Origin of the sequence: Dysgonomonas sp. BGC7, from assembly GCF_001261735.1 — a bacterium.
Lineage (GTDB): Bacteria > Bacteroidota > Bacteroidia > Bacteroidales > Dysgonomonadaceae > Dysgonomonas.
Genome location: NZ_CVRP01000014.1, coordinates 26941 through 43416, shown reverse-complemented (window position 1 = coordinate 43416; position 16476 = coordinate 26941). Strand labels below are relative to the sequence as shown.

Genomic DNA, 16476 nt, shown 5'->3' with positions numbered 1-16476 from the left:
GTCTTTAATTTGTCGGTTCTTCTGTTGGCTCAAAGTCTACATTGGCAATACTTTCATCAACATCTTCATGATCCTGATCGTTTAATTTCGAAGAGCAAGCCAGAATGATGCCAAAGTAAGCACATGTTATAATCGTAGATGTTCCTCCCCGACTAACCAAAGGTAGCGGCTGTCCTGTTACTGGAATCAAATTTACTGCTACCGCCATGTTGGCGAGGGCTTGTATCGTGAGAATCAGTCCTGCTCCCAGAATAAGATAACGAGGAAATTTCTTTTCGCATTTCGATGCCAACACTCCGCATCTGATCATAAGAGCAACATATAATAATAAAACAAATAAACCACCCAGAAGTCCCATCTCTTCGAGAATAATGGCAAAAATGAAGTCGGAGTACGCTTGTGGCAGAAAATCCCTTTCGGTTCCACTACCGGGAAGCCCTATTACTCCTCCGTTTGCAATGGCTATTTTGGCATGTGATACCTGATAGTTTTCATCTGTTATTTTGTAAGCTAAAGTACCATCTTCTTTCAGGTCGTTGATAGAAACTTTGTCATCGTGTCTTTCTATTCGATTTTTCCATGTTGTTAACCGATCCGGAAGATATTTTTTCGCTATTTCATCGGGCATCAAAGTGAGACTTCCCAATATGAGTACGACTCCCGCTATGCCTGTAAGAGCAATAAGCCCAAGCTTTTTAATACTTACTTGTCCTATAAACATCATAAGAAAGCATACTCCAAACAAAAGGCAAGCTGTAGACAGATTCTCGGGAGCTATAAGCAGACATAAAGCCCCTATGCCAATAATCAGAGTTTTGAATATCCAACCTTCATTGTCAGCTTTCATCTTGCTGAGAAAGAATGCAACAAACCCAATAGCCGAAATTTTAGCGAACTCGGAAGGCTGTATTGTAAAGGCTCCTATTCCCAGCCAGCGTTGAGCTCCATTTACATCTTCTCCCATAAACATCGTTATAATCAGTAAAATAGCAGATATGGGAAGTCCCAGGAGAAGAATAGAAAAGAACCTGCTGGGAACTCTTTGCAGAAACATAACTACAGCGAACCCAATCAATAGAAATGCGGCGTGTCGCAGGATTGGCCCCCAGTGACTATGCTGACGATAAGCAATCGTACTCGTAGCACTGAATACTTCAAGTAAAGAGATAATACATAAGGCAATGAATATGCACCAAATGACTTTGTCTCCTTTGAAAGCTTTTCCTAAAAAATTGAATTCCATATCTTATTTAATTATAAACAGGTTTTGTAATCTTAAAGTTTCCTTACGCACTCTTTAAATTGAATACCTCTGTCTTCATAATTTTTGAATAAGTCGAAACTTGCGCAACATGGTGAAAGAAGGACTGTATCTCCCTCTTCGGCAAGAGTATAAGCTTTTTCTACTGCCTCCTTCATCGAAGCCGTATCTTCTGTTCTTGCAACTTTGCTATCGAAGAATTTATGAAGTTTACTATTGTCGGCTCCAAGATAAACCAATGCACGGGCTTTATCTTTCACAAGCTGTTCTATTTCGGTATAATCATTACCCTTGTCTGTACCTCCTAGAATAAGTACAACCTTTGTTTTTATACTTTGCAAGGCATACCAACATGAGTTTACGTTGGTCGCTTTAGAGTCGTTTACGAACTGAATACCTCTTACTTTGGCTACCTTCTCTAAACGGTGCTCTACTCCTTTAAAATCACTTAGCGATTGGCGTAGATTTTCGTCGGTAATATCCAGTAATTTAGCTGTAATGCCCGAAGCTAAAGAGTTGTAGAGGTTATGTGTTCCTTCCAATGCCAATAAGTCCTGTTCCATAACAAATGTGGATTTGGGAGTGTTTATAATTATCTTATTATCTTCAGAGTAAGCGATTGCATTTCCTGTTTTATATTCGGCAAAAGTATAACGTCTGCCAGAAGATGTAAGTTTTTTAATTTCTTTACTTACTACAGGATCTTCTTCCCAGAATATAAGTGCATCATGCTCTGTTTGGTTTTGTGCAATACGCATTTTTGCATCCACGTATTTTTGCATGTCGTGATCGTATCTGTCGAGATGATCGGGTGTAATGTTAAGTAAAATAGCTATATCAGCCTTAAAACTATACATGTTTTCTAGCTGGAAACTGCTTAGTTCTAAAACATAATAATCGAAGCTTTCTTCTGCTACCTGACGGGCAAAACTTCTTCCGATGTTTCCACCCAATCCTACATTCAATCCTGCCGATTTAAGAATATAATAAATTAGGCTTGTTGTGGTAGTTTTACCATTACTACCTGTAATACAAATCATTTTTGCAGAGGTATACCTTTTCGCAAACTCCATTTCCGACAAGATTGGAATCCCTTTGGCTATTGCCTGTTGAACAAGGGGAACATAATTAGGAATACCGGGGCTTTTTATTATCTCGGTAGCTGCAAGGATAAGATCTTCTGTATGTCCTTTCTCTTCGTAAGGGATATTATACTGGTCAAGCTCTTGTTTATACTTCTCCTGCAAAGGGCCATTGTCGGATAAAAATACATCGAAGCCCTTGGCTTGTGCAAGTATCGCAGAGCCTACACCACTTTCTCCTCCTCCTAATATAATGATCTTGTTCATATAACTTGTTATCGCATTTTTAGGGTTGCTAATGTTAAGACTGCAAGGATAATACCTATGATCCAGAACCGGACTACTATTTTTGATTCAGGAATAGGACCGATTGGCTTTTGAAAAATAGCCTGTATGCCGGCATTTCCTGCTTTTTGGAAATGGTGATGCAATGGTGTCATTTTGAAAATGCGTCGTCCTTCTCCATATTTCTTTTTTGTCAGTTTGAAATAGAATACCTGCATCATAACCGAAATACTTTCTACAAAGAATATTCCGCATAATATAGGCAACAATAACTCCTTGTGAATCACTACTGCGAATACCCCGATAATACCTCCTAATGTAAGACTCCCAGTGTCGCCCATAAAGACCTGAGCAGGGAATGCGTTGTACCAGAGGAACCCTACTGTAGCCCCAATAAACGCAGCCGCAAATATAACCAACTCCTGGCTACCGGGTATAAACATAATGTTGAGATATGAAGCAAAACCCATATGCCCCGATACATAAGCGAGAATGCCGAGAGTGACTCCTATAATGGCAGAACTTCCTGCTGCCAGTCCGTCTAAACCATCCGTAAGATTTGCTCCGTTAGACACAGCTGTTACAATGAATATTACTATTATTACAAATAATACCCATGCAGCAGGCTCAGCATAATCTCCCATAAATGAAACAAGGCTTTCGTAGTCCAGATTATTGTTTTTTACAAAAGGAATTGTTGTCTGGGTAGATTTTACACCTTCTTCGATATAGCTTACACGCTCTATAATATTGTCCTGATTGCGATATTCTACATTTTCACGGATAATAACGTCGGGGCTGAGGTAGAGTGTTAACCCTACAATGAGACCTAAACCCACCTGTGCTATTATTTTAAATTTGCCGTGCAAACCTTCTTTATCTTTTTTGAATACTTTGATATAATCATCCAAAAAGCCCAATGTACCGAGCCAAACAGTGGTTATAAGCATCAATATAATATATATATTATCTAAACGGGCAAGAAGCAGAGCCGGAACAAGTATGGCAATTATTATAATAATACCCCCCATAGTGGGTGTTCCTTTCTTACTGAGCTGCCCTTCCAATCCCAAATTTCTGACTATTTCTCCTATCTGTAACTTCTGCAATTTATCGATGATGCGTCTGCCTATCACTGTAGATATAATAAGCGATAAGACTAGAGCAAATGCTGCCCTGAACGAAACATAACGAAACATTCCTGCTCCGGGAAAGTCTAATTTGTCCAGATAGTCGAATAAATAATATAACATTATATATATCTAAGTTTTAATTGTTGAATATGTTTCTAACTATTTCTCTATCATCGAAATGGTGTTTCACACCTTTCACATCCTGATAGTCTTCGTGTCCTTTTCCTGCAATTAGAATAACGTCTCCGGCTTTGGCCAGAGTACAGGCTGTCTTTATCGCTTGTTCGCGCTCAACGATCAAAAGAGTTTTTTTCATTTGCTGACTATTAAGTCCATCTGCCATATCGTTTATTATTGCCTGAGGTTCTTCGAAGCGAGGATTGTCTGATGTAAGAATAACCTGATCGCTTAGTCGTACTGCTTCACGAGCCATTATAGGGCGTTTTGTTTTGTCTCTGTTCCCTCCACAGCCTACTACAGTTATTACACGTCCATTGCCATCAAGTACTTCGTGAATAGCTTCCAGAACGTTAGTCAAAGCATCGGGAGTATGAGCATAATCGACAATAGCAGTAAAATCGTCCGAAGAACGAATTGTTTCGAATCTTCCTGCTACGGGTTTCAGTGTGCTGAGAATTAATAATGCCTGATCAGGATCCTGATGAAGTAGGATTGTTGCCCCATATACAGCCAATAAATTATAAACATTGAATACTCCTACAAACTGAACTTGTAATTCTTTTCCGTTAAACTCTACAGCTGTTCCGTCAAAGTGTTTTTCTATGATCTTCGCTTTGAAGTCGGCAAGAGAGCGTACTGAGTATGTGTACTTTTTGGCTTTGGTATTCTGCAACATTACTAAGCCACTCTTGTCATCTGCATTAGTAAGGGCAAATGCGGTGTCAGGAAGATTGTCGAAAAATGCTTTTTTAGCTTTCAAATACTCTTCCATTGTTTTGTGATAGTCCAAATGGTCTTGGGTTATATTCGTAAATATTCCTCCTTCAAATTTCAGACCACTGATACGCTTTTGGTGTATGGCATGTGAACTAACTTCCATGAATGCATATTCGCACCCCTCATCTACCATTTTTTTCAACATCTCGTTCAGAGAGATAGGGTCTGGGGTAGTATGTGTGGCGTGGAAGGCAACTCCATCTATATAATTGGCTACTGTAGAGAGCAAACCAACTTTATATCCTAGCTTACGAAACATCTCATATAGTAAGGTCGCTGTTGTTGTTTTTCCATTTGTACCTGTCACTCCAACTAATTTCAGCTTAGTGGATGGATCTTCGTACCAATGTGTTGCTATTTTTCCTGCTGCATCGGCGCTATCCTTTACCTTTACATAGGTGATACCGTCCTTTGATGTATCAATTTTATCTTGATATATAATGGCTTTTGCTCCTAGTTCTAGCGCATTGTTCACATATTGATGTCCATCTACCTGTACGCCTTTTAATGCTATAAAGACAGAGTTGACAACAGATTTGCGAGAATCGGTAAAAATCCCTGATATTTCTGGATTGTCATTTCCTTTTATTTCAACTACATCTATGTTTTTAAGTAAATCTTGTAATTTCATATCTGTATTCTTTTATTAGTTTAATTCGATAGAGATTGTACTGCCTTTTATAACTTTGCTTCCTGCTGTAATAGATTGGCGCTTAACTTTTCCAGCTCCGCTTAGGTTTACTTTCAATCCTGCATTCTCGAGTAAGTATATCGCATCGCGTGCTCCCATACCTATAACACTTGGCACAAATCCTTGTTTTATAGTTACATTATTTTCGAGAAGAATCTTGTTGTCAAGAGAATCTTGTTTTGCCTTTATCCAATCAACCTTCTCCAGAAGGGAATATGATTGATCCAGCTTCTTTAATACTAATTCCGTATTTTTCAAAGACCCACTCTTTACTGCCGGTATTAACGAGTTTACTGTATCTTTTGATGCTTTTACAGGAGTGGAAACCAGATTGCGATTGAAGATTCCTTCTGCTATATTTTTAAATACGGCACCCGGCATCAGTCCTCCGGATGGAGAGCCTACTGGTCTGCGTATGCCCACAAAACAAGTGTATTTAGGTTTGTCGGCAGGAAAGTAACCACAGAAAGAAACATAATATCCTTCATAGCCCCCTCTTGCTGCAATCATTGCTGTCCCTGTTTTTCCTGCAATAGGAAATAAGTCAGAGCTCACGGCTTTCCCTGTTCCGTTTGTTACTACTCCTCTGAGGATTTCTTGTATCTCACTTAGGGTTTTGTCGGAACATAGAGATGGATTTATAACTTCAGTTTCAAACTCCTCTTTTATCTTGCCATCTTTCATGAATGCTTTTGTGAGGAATGGCTTTATCATTTTTCCATTATTGGCTATCCCATTATAGAACATTAGCATGTAGATAGGCGGTATTTGCGTTTCGTAGCCAAAAGACATCCATGGCAGAGTTGTCTTTGACCATATATTGAACTTGTCGTCTGGAAAACGTATTACAGAAGTCCCCTCTTTACCTTTCAAAGGGACATCCCATTCTATTTTCTTTGTGATACCCAGATCGTGTATATGTTTTACATACTTCTGAGGATCGTTTTCGTATCCTTTCAGTATCATCTTTGATATTACAACGTTGGATGATATATGCATCCCTTCGGCAATAGTCATATAATCTTTTCGTCCTCCGGTTCGCCAGTAGTGATCACGTACAGTCCGTCCTTTATATTCGAAGAGTCCATTGCCTACATATACAGAGTCGTTTGGAGTTATTACTCCATCTTCTAAGGCAACCATTAACGAGACTGTTTTGAATGTCGATCCCGGCTCAGACATATATGAAAAAGCATTTGGGTTGCCTTCTGCATATACCCCTTCCGATATTCTGTCGAGGTTTGTTATGGCTTTTATTTCACCGGTCTCCACCTCCATTACAATGGCTACGCCTGACTCTGCCTTTGTTTCAGCCAGCTTGCTATACAATGCTCTTTCAGCCAGATCTTGTACATCTACATTCAGAGTGGTTTTTATGTCTAAGCCATCAACAGGCTCCTCCAATACTACATCTATCCATCTTCCTTGTACACGTTGACGGGTCTTAACTCCCGGTATGCCTTTGAGGATGGAATCATATTTGAGTTCAAGGCCACTTGCTCCCCCTGCTTCAAAATCTTTGAAAATAGAACCAACAGTTCTGCCTGCCAGCCTTCCAAAAGGTTTCATCCGCATAGTTTTTTCTTCGGTGAACAGACCACTTCTATTGCTTCTTTGATTTAGGAATGGATAAGTCTTTATTTCTTTCAGGTCAATGTAGTTGATATCGGGACGTATGATTCTTACATAACGGCTGCGGACTTTGACTTTTTTATTTGACCCGTTTTTTCTGTTGCGTTCTATTTCGGCAAGTTCTTTTCTGCTGAGTTGCCATCCGTCCATTATTACTTTTTTATACTGAGCCGCATTTCTGTCAGGAAACTTCTTAGCTAAAGATTGTGATAGCGGAGTCACATATTTCATCAGCGTATCTTTTGCTATTCCCTCCGACATGAAGTCGATATATACCCCATATAAAGGTTCGCTTGTGGCCAGAAGGCGGTCATCGTCGGCATATATATTTCCTCTGTTGGGGCGTATCTCTCTGTCTTTTTTTACAGTCTCCTGACGTCCCAGTTCTCTCCATGCAGATCCTTCTGCATATTTTATTTTGAAGATACAGACAATGACTGCAATGAAAATCATGGACAATAGGAATACCAACCAACCATAACGGCTGACTGCTACATTCTTCATTGCTCCTTCAGATTTTTTTGCCATATATATCTTAGTCTTTTATTCTTTGATTTTGTAAGTAGGGTCTTTTGTCAGTTTAATTTCGACTCCGTTTTTCAGAACCAGTTCTTCTACTTTCGATTCTCTGCTTACTCCCATCAGTTGAGAGGATATGGTAAGAGATTCGTATTTAGCATCTTTTAGCTCGTATTGAAGCGATTCTATTTTCGCCATTTTTTCGATACAGCTGTATCTGTTGCTTATATATAAAACAATTATGATGAAAACAGTAGCGATGAATCGGGCATTTTTCCAGAAGAAATCTTCTGTGAGGACTGTTCCTCCCAGAATATACATTATTTTCTTTTTTATGTCTTTTGCTTTCATCCTTTGCTGTATTGCTATCAAATTTTTTCTACTATCCTCAACTTTGCACTCCTCGAGCGAGGGTTTATGTTCTCTTCATCTTTGGAAGGTATGATTACCTTGTTGTTTATGAGTCGGAAAGGAGTTTCAAAGTTTCCGTAAAAGTCTTTTTCTATCTTTCCTTCAAAGTTACCTGTTTTGAAAAAGTTCTTTACCATACGATCCTCGAGCGAATGATACGTTATTACAGATAGCCGGCCTCCCGGTTTCAATATTTCGAGAGCCTGTTCCAGCATTTCCCTCAATGCTTCCATTTCTTCATTCACTTCGATGCGTAACGCCTGAAATGCTTGTGCCAGCATCTTCTTTTCTTTTTCGCCTCTGGGTATAAGCGGTGCGAAGGTCGTTAGGAGGTCGCTTATTTTTTTATAAGACTTTTCCTTTCTTGTCTTTACTATTGCAGAAGCAATGCGTCTCGACTGTTTCAGTTCTCCGTACAGGTAGAATATATCAGCCAACTGTTCTTCTGTATAGTTGTTTAATATGTATGCAGCGGTCTTTCTTCCGTTCTGGTTCATGCGCATATCCAAATCACTATCTTCGAAGCGGAAAGAGAATCCACGTCCTTCGTCGTCGAAATGATGAGACGATACTCCTAAGTCGGCAAGAATGGCATCTACTCCGTCTACATCATGGTACTTTATGAAGTTTTTTAGAAATCTGAAATTGCCACGAATAAAGGTGAATCTACTGTCGTTTTGTATATTGTCTATCGCATCTTCATCCTGATCGAAGGCGTATAGATGTCCTTTATTATTCAGGCGAGAAAGTATTTCTCTCGAATGGCCTCCTCCTCCGAATGTAACGTCTACGCAAGTACTGTCAGGGCGAATATTCATTCCGTCCACACTTTCTTTGAGTAGTACAGGTACATGATACATTTGTTCCATAATGGTTAGTCGTTTTGTGGGTCATTGTTCATCAATGCCTGAATTCGGGAGCTAAAGGCATCTGCATCTATCAGAGTTTGTTCCAGAGAATCGTTATTCCATATTTCGATTGTGTTGTCTACACCAAGGAATCTCACATCAGAGGTAACACCTATCATCTGACAATACCGTTTCGGAATGAGAATCCGTCCATTGGCATCCATTTCGAGACGTTCAGCATCAACAACGAATTGTCTGAAAAGAGCTTGCTGCTCTTTGTCCCACCTGTTTAGCCGTGAGCGTAATTTTGCAACTTCGTCGTCCCATACCTGCAGAGGATAGAGCACAAGGCAGTCCTGAAATATATCTTTCCTGAGTATCAATGTGTTTTGGGCAGAAGATTGTAATATCTTCCTAAAAGCTGCCGGTACAAAAATTCGGGCTTTTGCATCGATTTTGGCTTCTATATTTCCTAGAAATTGCAACATTAATACTTTGTATTTTAACAATATACGCTAAACGATGGTAAAGGTATAAAAATAAAACACTTTTCCCCACTTTTCCCCACTTAAAAATGCCGAAAAACTTATCAACAGCCTGTTAGTAAGTTATTAACAGTGTTAGTGTGCTAATTATTAGATTTTTATGTAAAGATATCAACAGGTTATTAACAAAAGGGGCGGGAAGTCTTATGCATTCTTTCTCAGATAGTTCGGATTGAGAGCTTACCCGGTTTTAATAAATATGGTGTTTTCAGGTAACTTTTATCTAATAACTCTAGATAAGAGCACTTTATGTATAAGTATTTCTCTATGATTATGACTGAGATAGTTCTCTGATAAAATCCTCTATTGTCAGTAGTTTTTGTTCGCCGCTGGTCATGTTTTTGAGAGTTACTTTGTTTTCCTGTATCTCATTTTCCCCTATTATAGCAACATAAGGTATATTATTGGAATCGGCATAAGACATTTGTTTCTTCATCTTTGCTGCTTCCGGATATATTTCTGCAGAGATACCAACTTTGCGTATTTTTGCAATTACAGAGAAGATGTGGTTTTCTTCATTCTCCCCAAAGTTGACAAACAGTACTTTCGTGTTTTGTATCGAGTTTTTGGGATAGAGGTCGAGCTGGTTGAGTACGTCGAATATGCGGTCGGCACCAAAAGAAATTCCGACCCCCGACACTCCCGAAAGTCCAAAAATACCTGTCAGATTATCGTAACGTCCACCTCCGGTAATACTTCCTATTTGCACATCGAGAGCTTTCACTTCTATAATAGCTCCTGTGTAGTAGTTCAGCCCACGGGCAAGGGTGAGATCGAGATCAAGTTCGGAGCGAATACCCGTTACTTTCAGTTTGTTTAGTATAAACGCAAGTTCCTCTACACCCTCTTGACCTATCCGAGAGTCTTTTAAAACTTCTTTCAGAATTACAAGCTTTTCTTCATTAGTGCCTTGCAGCATAATAATGGGTTGTAGTTGCTCTATGGCTTTTGCTGATATCGCTTTAGAAGCCAGCTCTTCATTTACTTTATCCAATCCTATTTTGTCAAGCTTGTCGATAGCAACAGTGATGTCTACAATCTTATCCAATTCTCCTATTATTTCGGCAATACCTGATAGTATCTTTCTGTTGTTTAGTTTTATACATACCCGAATGCCAAAGCGATTGAATACTTCGTCTATTATCTGGATCAGCTCTACTTCATTGATAAGAGAGTCTGACCCCACAATGTCTGCGTCGCATTGGAAAAATTCGCGATAGCGCCCTTTTTGGGGACGATCGGCACGCCATACCGGTTGTATCTGGTATCTGCGGAACGGAAATGTAATCTCGTTGCGGTGCATTACCACGTAGCGTGCAAACGGCACAGTAAGATCGTAGCGGAGACCCTTTTCGCTGAGTTTTGTAGCTAGGCGGGTAACGTTTCTTTCTGTTAGTTCTTCGTCTGAAATGCCTTTGAGATAGTCTCCCGAATTAAGTATTTTGAACAATAGCTTATCTCCTTCTTCTCCGTATTTTCCCATCAGTGTTGATAAATTCTCCATTGCAGGAGTTTCAATTTGCCGAAAACCGTACAACTTATATACTTCGCGGATGGTGTCGAAAATATAGTTGCGTTTCGCCATTTCTTCTGGCGAAAAATCTCTTGTTCCTTTAGGAATTGAAGGTTGTGACATAGCTTTAGTATTCAAAATATTATTGGAGTACAAAGGTAAAAATATCTTACGAGTTACAAAGTATCAGCTTTTAAGATTTCTATATTCTGATTTTAACTAAAAAGTGACAAAAGTGACAGTTTTATACTTTTTCTTAAATATTACTCTTTGAGACTTCATAGAACAATTCGAAGTCGCTTTGACAAAAGAATTGACTCTATATCATTGATAATTTAATCTTTGTGTTATTCAATGTTTATTTGCCGAACTATAGTTCTTTCTATTTATTATCTCAGTTGGCTGTTCCTACGGCAAAGATACTAATCTTTACACCCTCGCTTTTGAGAATCTCTTTTGCACACGACTCTAGGGTAGATCCTGTTGTAATCACATCATCTACTAGCAAGATATGCTTGTTCTGAAAGCTCTCAATATTTGTCAGAGTGAAAATATCCTCAACATTTTTCCAACGGTCGAAACGAGAATTTTTTGTCTGCGATTGATTATTCACCGTTCTGGTGAGAGTACCGCTATCTATAGGGATCTGCGTTATTTCAGATATTCCTTTACATATCTCGAGAGACTGATTATATCCCCTTTGTTTTTCTCTTTTCGGATGCAAAGGAACGGGAATAAGAAGGTCTATAGATGAAGCAAAATCACTGTCTTTTATATTTTCGCCACATAACTTTCCTATAAAAACCCCTATTTCGGGATTACGGTTGTATTTAAGTTCATGTATAATATTCTGAATGCTGCCTCCTTTTAGAAAATAGGCATAGGCGGCAATACGCTTGAAGGGAATTCGCCCTGCAAAAAATTGCTCGAGACGATTGTCCGGTTGCAAATGGAAGTTCGTCTTAGGCAATAAGATAAGACAATTGCTGCAGATATGAGTTTCTCCTTCCGACAATCTGTCTTTGCATACAACGCACAGGTCGGGGAAAAAGAGGCTCAAAAAGTTATGAATTATACTCTTCATAGTCGCCTCCTAATAGCTTATCCACACATTTGATACTCATATCCATAGAAAAACCACGCCCAAGAGCAAAACGGATAAGTTTGGTCTTTTTCTCGTATTCTGTTTTTGCTTTTACAGATTTGACCTTAATGGAAAGGATGTACATCAGTTGATTTTCAAATTCATCGCCTGACAATTCGTCGAGTATCGGATTGTAGACAGAATCAGGTATATTTCGTTTACGAAGCTCGTATATGATCTTAGTGCGCCCCCATTTATTGAATTTCAGTTTGTCGTTAATAAATCCTCGGGCAAAGCGAGCGTCATCCAGAAATTTTTCTTTTTTCAGCCGGTCTGTAATTCTTTTAATGGCATCATCGGGCAATCCCCATGCTACAAGCTTTTTGCGGATATCATATTCGCATCGTTCGGCTCGTGAACAATAGGCTGCTATTCGGTTGAGTGCCTGTGGTTCGGTTATTGTCCTTTTGTTTATTGAATCTTTCATTTCCAAAGTTCAACTAATCTGATCGTTTCTGAAAAACATAATTTTAACTAAAACCTTACAAAGTTGTACATTATCAAGTCCCTCTTCATCTCTCCAGAGGGGAGATCCAGCTGACACAAGAAATATACCTCCTATACTAACTGCTGACTGATTACTGTTAGCTGATCAGTATTGGCTTCGCTAAGCCTCTCTTTCGGAAAGGTTTGGAGGGACTTCCCTTATAGATAAAGTTTTGTTGCTTTCACCATCCTGTCATTTCGGCTTAGATCTTGAAACAGAGCTATGTCGGAAAATCCTTTATCTTTTAGCATTTCCAACACTTCGTGTCCTTTTGCTCTGTTTATCTCAAAATAGAGCTTTCCCTGAGGCTTCAGTATATCGAGAGCAATCTCGGCTATGCGTTCGTAAAACAACAAAGCTTTGTCGTTGGGTACAAAAAGGGCCAGATGAGGCTCGTAGTCTAACACGTTTTGTTCCATCTCTGCTTTCTCACTTTCGAGGACATAAGGCGGATTGCTGACTATTATATCAAATTTTTCGTCTCGTGGATATTTCTTAAGAACATCTATAGCTCGAAAATAGATATTTGTTTCATTAGTTTTAGAATTTCGTCCGGCTACCTCTAGTGCATTTTGAGAAATATCCCATGCAGACACTTTAGCTTCCCTGAGATGCTTTGCCAAAGCAATAGCGATAGCGCCGCTACCTGTTCCTATATCTAGTACCGATAGATTAGGTTGCTTATTTTCATTTAGTATAAGTTCAATAAGTTCTTCCGTTTCGGGACGAGGAATCAGTACATTCTCATTTACGGAGAATGGTAGTCCGAAAAACTCTGTTTCTCCCAGAATATATTGTATCGGTTCGTATTGTTTCAGCCTGTCTACAATGGTGTGGATATATTCCTGCTGCTCTTTTGTCAGAGCATTGCCTTCCAGCATTGCCTTCGAATAGGTTTTTCCTGTGATGTGTTCTATAATGATGCGTGTATACCCCGGAATTTCGTCTCCGGGATAATACGCTTCAAGTGATTTTTTTATATAGTCGACGAGTAAGTGCATGTTTATTCTGCTTCCTCATCATATTTCTGAAACAAAAAGTCGTTGTACGGGTAACGCTCTATATGTATAGCCTTTACCCTGTCGTATACCTTTGTTTTCAGTTCTTCTAGGTTGACCTTCTCCTTTGCCGATATAAATATACAATCATCGTGCATCTTGTTCATCCACGACTTTTTCAGTTCGTCCAGCGATATGTTCTCTCTAGTCATTGGAGTCAGATCGTCTTCGTCTTTTGGCTTGTAGGTGAATGCATCTATCTTGTTGAAAACAAGTATTGTCGGCTTTTCCGTTTTGTCGATATCGAGCAGGGTGCTGTTTACTACCTCTATCTGTTCCTCGAAGTTTGGATGAGAAATATCTACAACATGCAGAAGCAGGTCAGCCTCTCTAACTTCGTCTAATGTCGATTTGAACGATTCTACCAGATGTGTAGGCAGTTTTCGTATAAATCCCACAGTATCGGAAAGTAGGAATGGCAGATTGTCTATTATCACTTTTCGCACGGTAGTGTCCAGTGTCGCAAATAGCTTATTTTCGGCAAACACCTCCGATTTACTCAGGAGGTTCATCAATGTAGATTTGCCCACATTGGTATATCCTACAAGGGCTACACGCACCATCTTTCCCCTGTTCTTCCGTTGCGAAGCCATTTGTCTGTCTATTCCTTTCAGGTCTTCTTTCAGCTTTGCTATTTTCTCTGTAATTATACGGCGGTCTGTTTCCAACTGTGTTTCTCCCACACCACGCATCATTACACCCCCTCCGCGCTGGCGGTCGAGATGCGACCACAGACGAGTAAGGCGTGGCAACATATACTGATACTGAGCCAGTTCTACCTGCGTTTTGGCATAGGCTGTCTGAGCCCGCATGGCGAAGATGTCGAGGATAAGACTTGTTCGGTCAAGTATTTTTACCTGTAGCTCTTTTTCTATATTTCGTATTTGCTTAGGAGACAACTCGTCGTCGAATATCACAAGGTCAATCTCGTTGTCCTCCATATGCTGTTTTATTTCCTGTAATTTCCCCGTGCCTACAAAGGTAACCGGATTTGCATAATCCAGTTTTTGGGTGAAGCTTTTCACAGGGGTTATTCCTGCTGTTTCGGCAAGGAATGCAAGCTCATCAAGGTATTCCTTTATCTGATCCTCATTTTGCTGAGGAGTGATAAGTCCTACAAGGATTGCTTCTTTATTTTTTGATTCTGATATTATAAAATCTTTCATATAAAAGTCTGATAAGTATAAATGTATTGGTATTGAAAAAGTTAAAGATAGAAATTATTTTTCCTATAATTTCTATTTCGGAGAATGATGATTAATTTTCATTTGTTTGTAGATTTTATGATGAAAGAGGAAAAAAAAGAGCCTGTTTTGTAGACAGGCTCTTCGTATATTTTTCTGTGCAACAGACAGAATAAGAAATTAAGCTTTAGTGTTAACTCTTTTTTCTTTGATTCTGGCTTTTTTACCTGTAAGACCACGTAGGTAATACAATTTAGCACGACGAACTTTACCCACTTTGTTAACTACAATGCTGTCAATAAATGGAGATTCGATAGGGAAAATTCTTTCTACGCCAATGTTATCAGACATTTTACGAACAGTAAAACGTTTTTTTGTTCCATGTCCACCGATCTTGATAACTACTCCGCGATACTGCTGCACACGCTCCTTGTTACCTTCTTTGATACGGTAAGCAACTGTAATCGTATCACCACTTTTGAATGAAGGAAACTCTTTTCCTGTGGCAAATGCTTCTTCAGCAACTTTAATTAAATCCATGACTATATAATGGTTTTGTTGTTAATATACGCAATATACACGAGTATCTCCCGTCAGAGATTACGCAAAGCGGATGCAAAGGTAAATATATTTTTGAAATACACAAAAGTCTTAGGTCTCTATTTTACACGCTGTTATTACTTTTTTAAAATACATATACCATTCCCATTCCATATTCATTCTTGCCGATGGATGGTACTATAGCCAGTTGACTTTTTTGCTTACCTGCATTCGGGTACAAAACGGAGTTGATAACAGGCAGTAATAAATAGCTTGCCTCCACGCTAAGCATCCCTATTCCGGCGCCCATAGCGACATCGCTCACCCAATGTCTTTTGTTCAGCACGCGTAGCGTACCTGTAGCAGAAGATACCAGATATCCACTGATAGCTATATAAGGAGATATCCCGATATATTCCCGGAATAATATATGTGCTCCCACAAAACTGGTTGCAGTATGGCCTGAAGGGAAAGAGTTTCGTGCCGAATTGTCGGGGCGTGATACATTTGTTGTACTCTTCAATATATTTACCGTTCCGGCCATTAGCAAATGTGATGTTGCCATAATCACTGTTACATCCTTTAGGTTGTGTTGTCCCTTTATACCTATCAGATTTAGTCCATAGACCGAAATAGCCGGTACAAACTGAAGATAATCGTCATATATCATTGGATGTGTATAATGTTCCTCCACTTCGTGGTTGGTGCTTCTGTCCAGTTCCTTCATCAAATGATTTTCCTGTGCCATTATTCCGTAAGCGAGAAAAGTAACGGGTATAATTAATCTGGGGTACATCGATTTGAAGCATCTTTGTTCGGTTTCGAAATCGACATTGATTTTGTTCTGGTATTTTAATGGTTCGGTATTTGGCTGTGAAAAAATGATCTTGGGAGTTAGTGTACTGTCTAATGAAACGCTACTCTGTAGAGGTTTGGTTTTGTAGATATTTAATAACCTCTTTTCCTGTGCATAGAAAGGTATAACATTCTTCAGTATAAGTAAAATGATGATAAGAGTTTTCATCTTCTATTTCTCCAATATAATATGTTTTTGCATCAAAGCCGCATAATAGATCAACCGTAAACTATAACGTATAAGATACGAACTTTTGTATACGATAATTCATATTAAATTAGATTTTTCTGAAAGTGGGTAGGGATCGCATTTTGTTCTGTTTCTGCAAAT

The 16476-nt window shown here is 39.1% G+C and carries 15 protein-coding genes; all 15 read right to left on the bottom strand.

The genetic code is table 11. From position 1 onward, the window contains the following. Positions 1 to 4 precede the first annotated feature (4 nt). Positions 5 to 1243: an FtsW/RodA/SpoVE family cell cycle protein gene (locus BGC7_RS13385; protein ID WP_050702110.1), complete on the bottom strand. Its 1239-nt coding sequence runs from the start codon at positions 1241 to 1243 to the stop codon at positions 5 to 7. A gap of 32 nt (positions 1244 to 1275) precedes the next feature. After that, entirely contained in the window at positions 1276 to 2610 is a 1335-nt protein-coding gene (gene murD, locus BGC7_RS13380) for a UDP-N-acetylmuramoyl-L-alanine--D-glutamate ligase (RefSeq protein ID WP_050702109.1), read from the bottom strand. Positions 2611 to 2618: 8 nt separating this feature from the next. Then, entirely contained in the window at positions 2619 to 3881 is a 1263-nt protein-coding gene (mraY, locus tag BGC7_RS13375) for a phospho-N-acetylmuramoyl-pentapeptide-transferase (RefSeq protein WP_050702108.1), read from the bottom strand. Between the two features lie 16 nt (positions 3882 to 3897). Next, the gene (locus BGC7_RS13370) at positions 3898 to 5349 is read right to left on the bottom strand and encodes a UDP-N-acetylmuramoyl-L-alanyl-D-glutamate--2,6-diaminopimelate ligase (protein WP_050702107.1); all 1452 of its coding nucleotides are present in this window, start codon (positions 5347 to 5349) and stop codon (positions 3898 to 3900) included. A 15-nt stretch (positions 5350 to 5364) separates the two neighbouring features. Further along, on the bottom strand, positions 5365 to 7569 hold the full coding sequence (locus BGC7_RS13365; protein WP_050702106.1) for a penicillin-binding protein: 2205 nt from the start codon (positions 7567 to 7569) through the stop codon (positions 5365 to 5367). 15 nt (positions 7570 to 7584) lie between these two features. Continuing rightward, positions 7585 to 7911: an FtsL-like putative cell division protein gene (locus BGC7_RS13360; RefSeq protein WP_050702105.1), complete on the bottom strand. Its 327-nt coding sequence runs from the start codon at positions 7909 to 7911 to the stop codon at positions 7585 to 7587. A 17-nt stretch (positions 7912 to 7928) separates the two neighbouring features. After that, entirely contained in the window at positions 7929 to 8840 is a 912-nt protein-coding gene (gene rsmH / locus BGC7_RS13355) for a 16S rRNA (cytosine(1402)-N(4))-methyltransferase RsmH (RefSeq protein WP_050702104.1), read from the bottom strand. 5 nt (positions 8841 to 8845) lie between these two features. Next, positions 8846 to 9307, bottom strand: a complete 462-nt coding sequence (locus BGC7_RS13350) for a division/cell wall cluster transcriptional repressor MraZ (protein WP_050702103.1) — start codon at positions 9305 to 9307, stop codon at positions 8846 to 8848. 328 nt (positions 9308 to 9635) lie between these two features. Beyond that, entirely contained in the window at positions 9636 to 11000 is a 1365-nt protein-coding gene (hisS, locus tag BGC7_RS13345; RefSeq protein ID WP_050702102.1) for a histidine--tRNA ligase, read from the bottom strand. A 271-nt stretch (positions 11001 to 11271) separates the two neighbouring features. Then, positions 11272 to 11961: a ComF family protein gene (locus BGC7_RS13340; RefSeq protein ID WP_050702101.1), complete on the bottom strand. Its 690-nt coding sequence runs from the start codon at positions 11959 to 11961 to the stop codon at positions 11272 to 11274. Further along, entirely contained in the window at positions 11942 to 12448 is a 507-nt protein-coding gene (locus BGC7_RS13335) for a regulatory protein RecX (RefSeq protein WP_050702100.1), read from the bottom strand. Before BGC7_RS13335 ends, BGC7_RS13340 begins: the two co-directional genes overlap by 20 nt. 218 nt (positions 12449 to 12666) lie before the next feature. Beyond that, positions 12667 to 13509 (bottom strand): peptide chain release factor N(5)-glutamine methyltransferase, encoded by an 843-nt coding sequence (gene prmC / locus BGC7_RS13330; protein ID WP_050702099.1) that lies wholly within the window; start codon positions 13507 to 13509, stop codon positions 12667 to 12669. 2 nt (positions 13510 to 13511) lie between these two features. Then, positions 13512 to 14732, bottom strand: a complete 1221-nt coding sequence (gene hflX, locus BGC7_RS13325; RefSeq protein ID WP_050702098.1) for a GTPase HflX — start codon at positions 14730 to 14732, stop codon at positions 13512 to 13514. A gap of 198 nt (positions 14733 to 14930) precedes the next feature. Then, a complete protein-coding gene (gene rplS, locus BGC7_RS13320; RefSeq protein WP_050702097.1) occupies positions 14931 to 15290 on the bottom strand; it encodes a 50S ribosomal protein L19 in 360 nt (119 codons plus the stop codon). A 145-nt stretch (positions 15291 to 15435) separates the two neighbouring features. Next, positions 15436 to 16314, bottom strand: coding sequence for a phosphatase PAP2 family protein (locus BGC7_RS13315; protein ID WP_050702096.1), 879 nt, complete (start codon positions 16312 to 16314; stop codon positions 15436 to 15438). Between the last annotated feature and the right edge of the window lie 162 nt (positions 16315 to 16476).

Coding starts and splice junctions, on each gene's coding strand:
- BGC7_RS13385 (WP_050702110.1), bottom strand. CDS start 1,243: ATGGAATTCAATTTTTTAGGAAAAGCTTTCAAAGGAGACAAAGTCATT.
- murD (WP_050702109.1), bottom strand. CDS start 2,610: ATGAACAAGATCATTATATTAGGAGGAGGAGAAAGTGGTGTAGGCTCT.
- mraY (WP_050702108.1), bottom strand. CDS start 3,881: ATGTTATATTATTTATTCGACTATCTGGACAAATTAGACTTTCCCGGA.
- BGC7_RS13370 (WP_050702107.1), bottom strand. CDS start 5,349: ATGAAATTACAAGATTTACTTAAAAACATAGATGTAGTTGAAATAAAA.
- BGC7_RS13365 (WP_050702106.1), bottom strand. CDS start 7,569: ATGGCAAAAAAATCTGAAGGAGCAATGAAGAATGTAGCAGTCAGCCGT.
- BGC7_RS13360 (WP_050702105.1), bottom strand. CDS start 7,911: ATGAAAGCAAAAGACATAAAAAAGAAAATAATGTATATTCTGGGAGGA.
- rsmH (WP_050702104.1), bottom strand. CDS start 8,840: ATGGAACAAATGTATCATGTACCTGTACTACTCAAAGAAAGTGTGGAC.
- BGC7_RS13350 (WP_050702103.1), bottom strand. CDS start 9,307: ATGTTGCAATTTCTAGGAAATATAGAAGCCAAAATCGATGCAAAAGCC.
- hisS (WP_050702102.1), bottom strand. CDS start 11,000: ATGTCACAACCTTCAATTCCTAAAGGAACAAGAGATTTTTCGCCAGAA.
- BGC7_RS13340 (WP_050702101.1), bottom strand. CDS start 11,961: ATGAAGAGTATAATTCATAACTTTTTGAGCCTCTTTTTCCCCGACCTG.
- BGC7_RS13335 (WP_050702100.1), bottom strand. CDS start 12,448: ATGAAAGATTCAATAAACAAAAGGACAATAACCGAACCACAGGCACTC.
- prmC (WP_050702099.1), bottom strand. CDS start 13,509: ATGCACTTACTCGTCGACTATATAAAAAAATCACTTGAAGCGTATTAT.
- hflX (WP_050702098.1), bottom strand. CDS start 14,732: ATGAAAGATTTTATAATATCAGAATCAAAAAATAAAGAAGCAATCCTT.
- rplS (WP_050702097.1), bottom strand. CDS start 15,290: ATGGATTTAATTAAAGTTGCTGAAGAAGCATTTGCCACAGGAAAAGAG.
- BGC7_RS13315 (WP_050702096.1), bottom strand. CDS start 16,314: ATGAAAACTCTTATCATCATTTTACTTATACTGAAGAATGTTATACCT.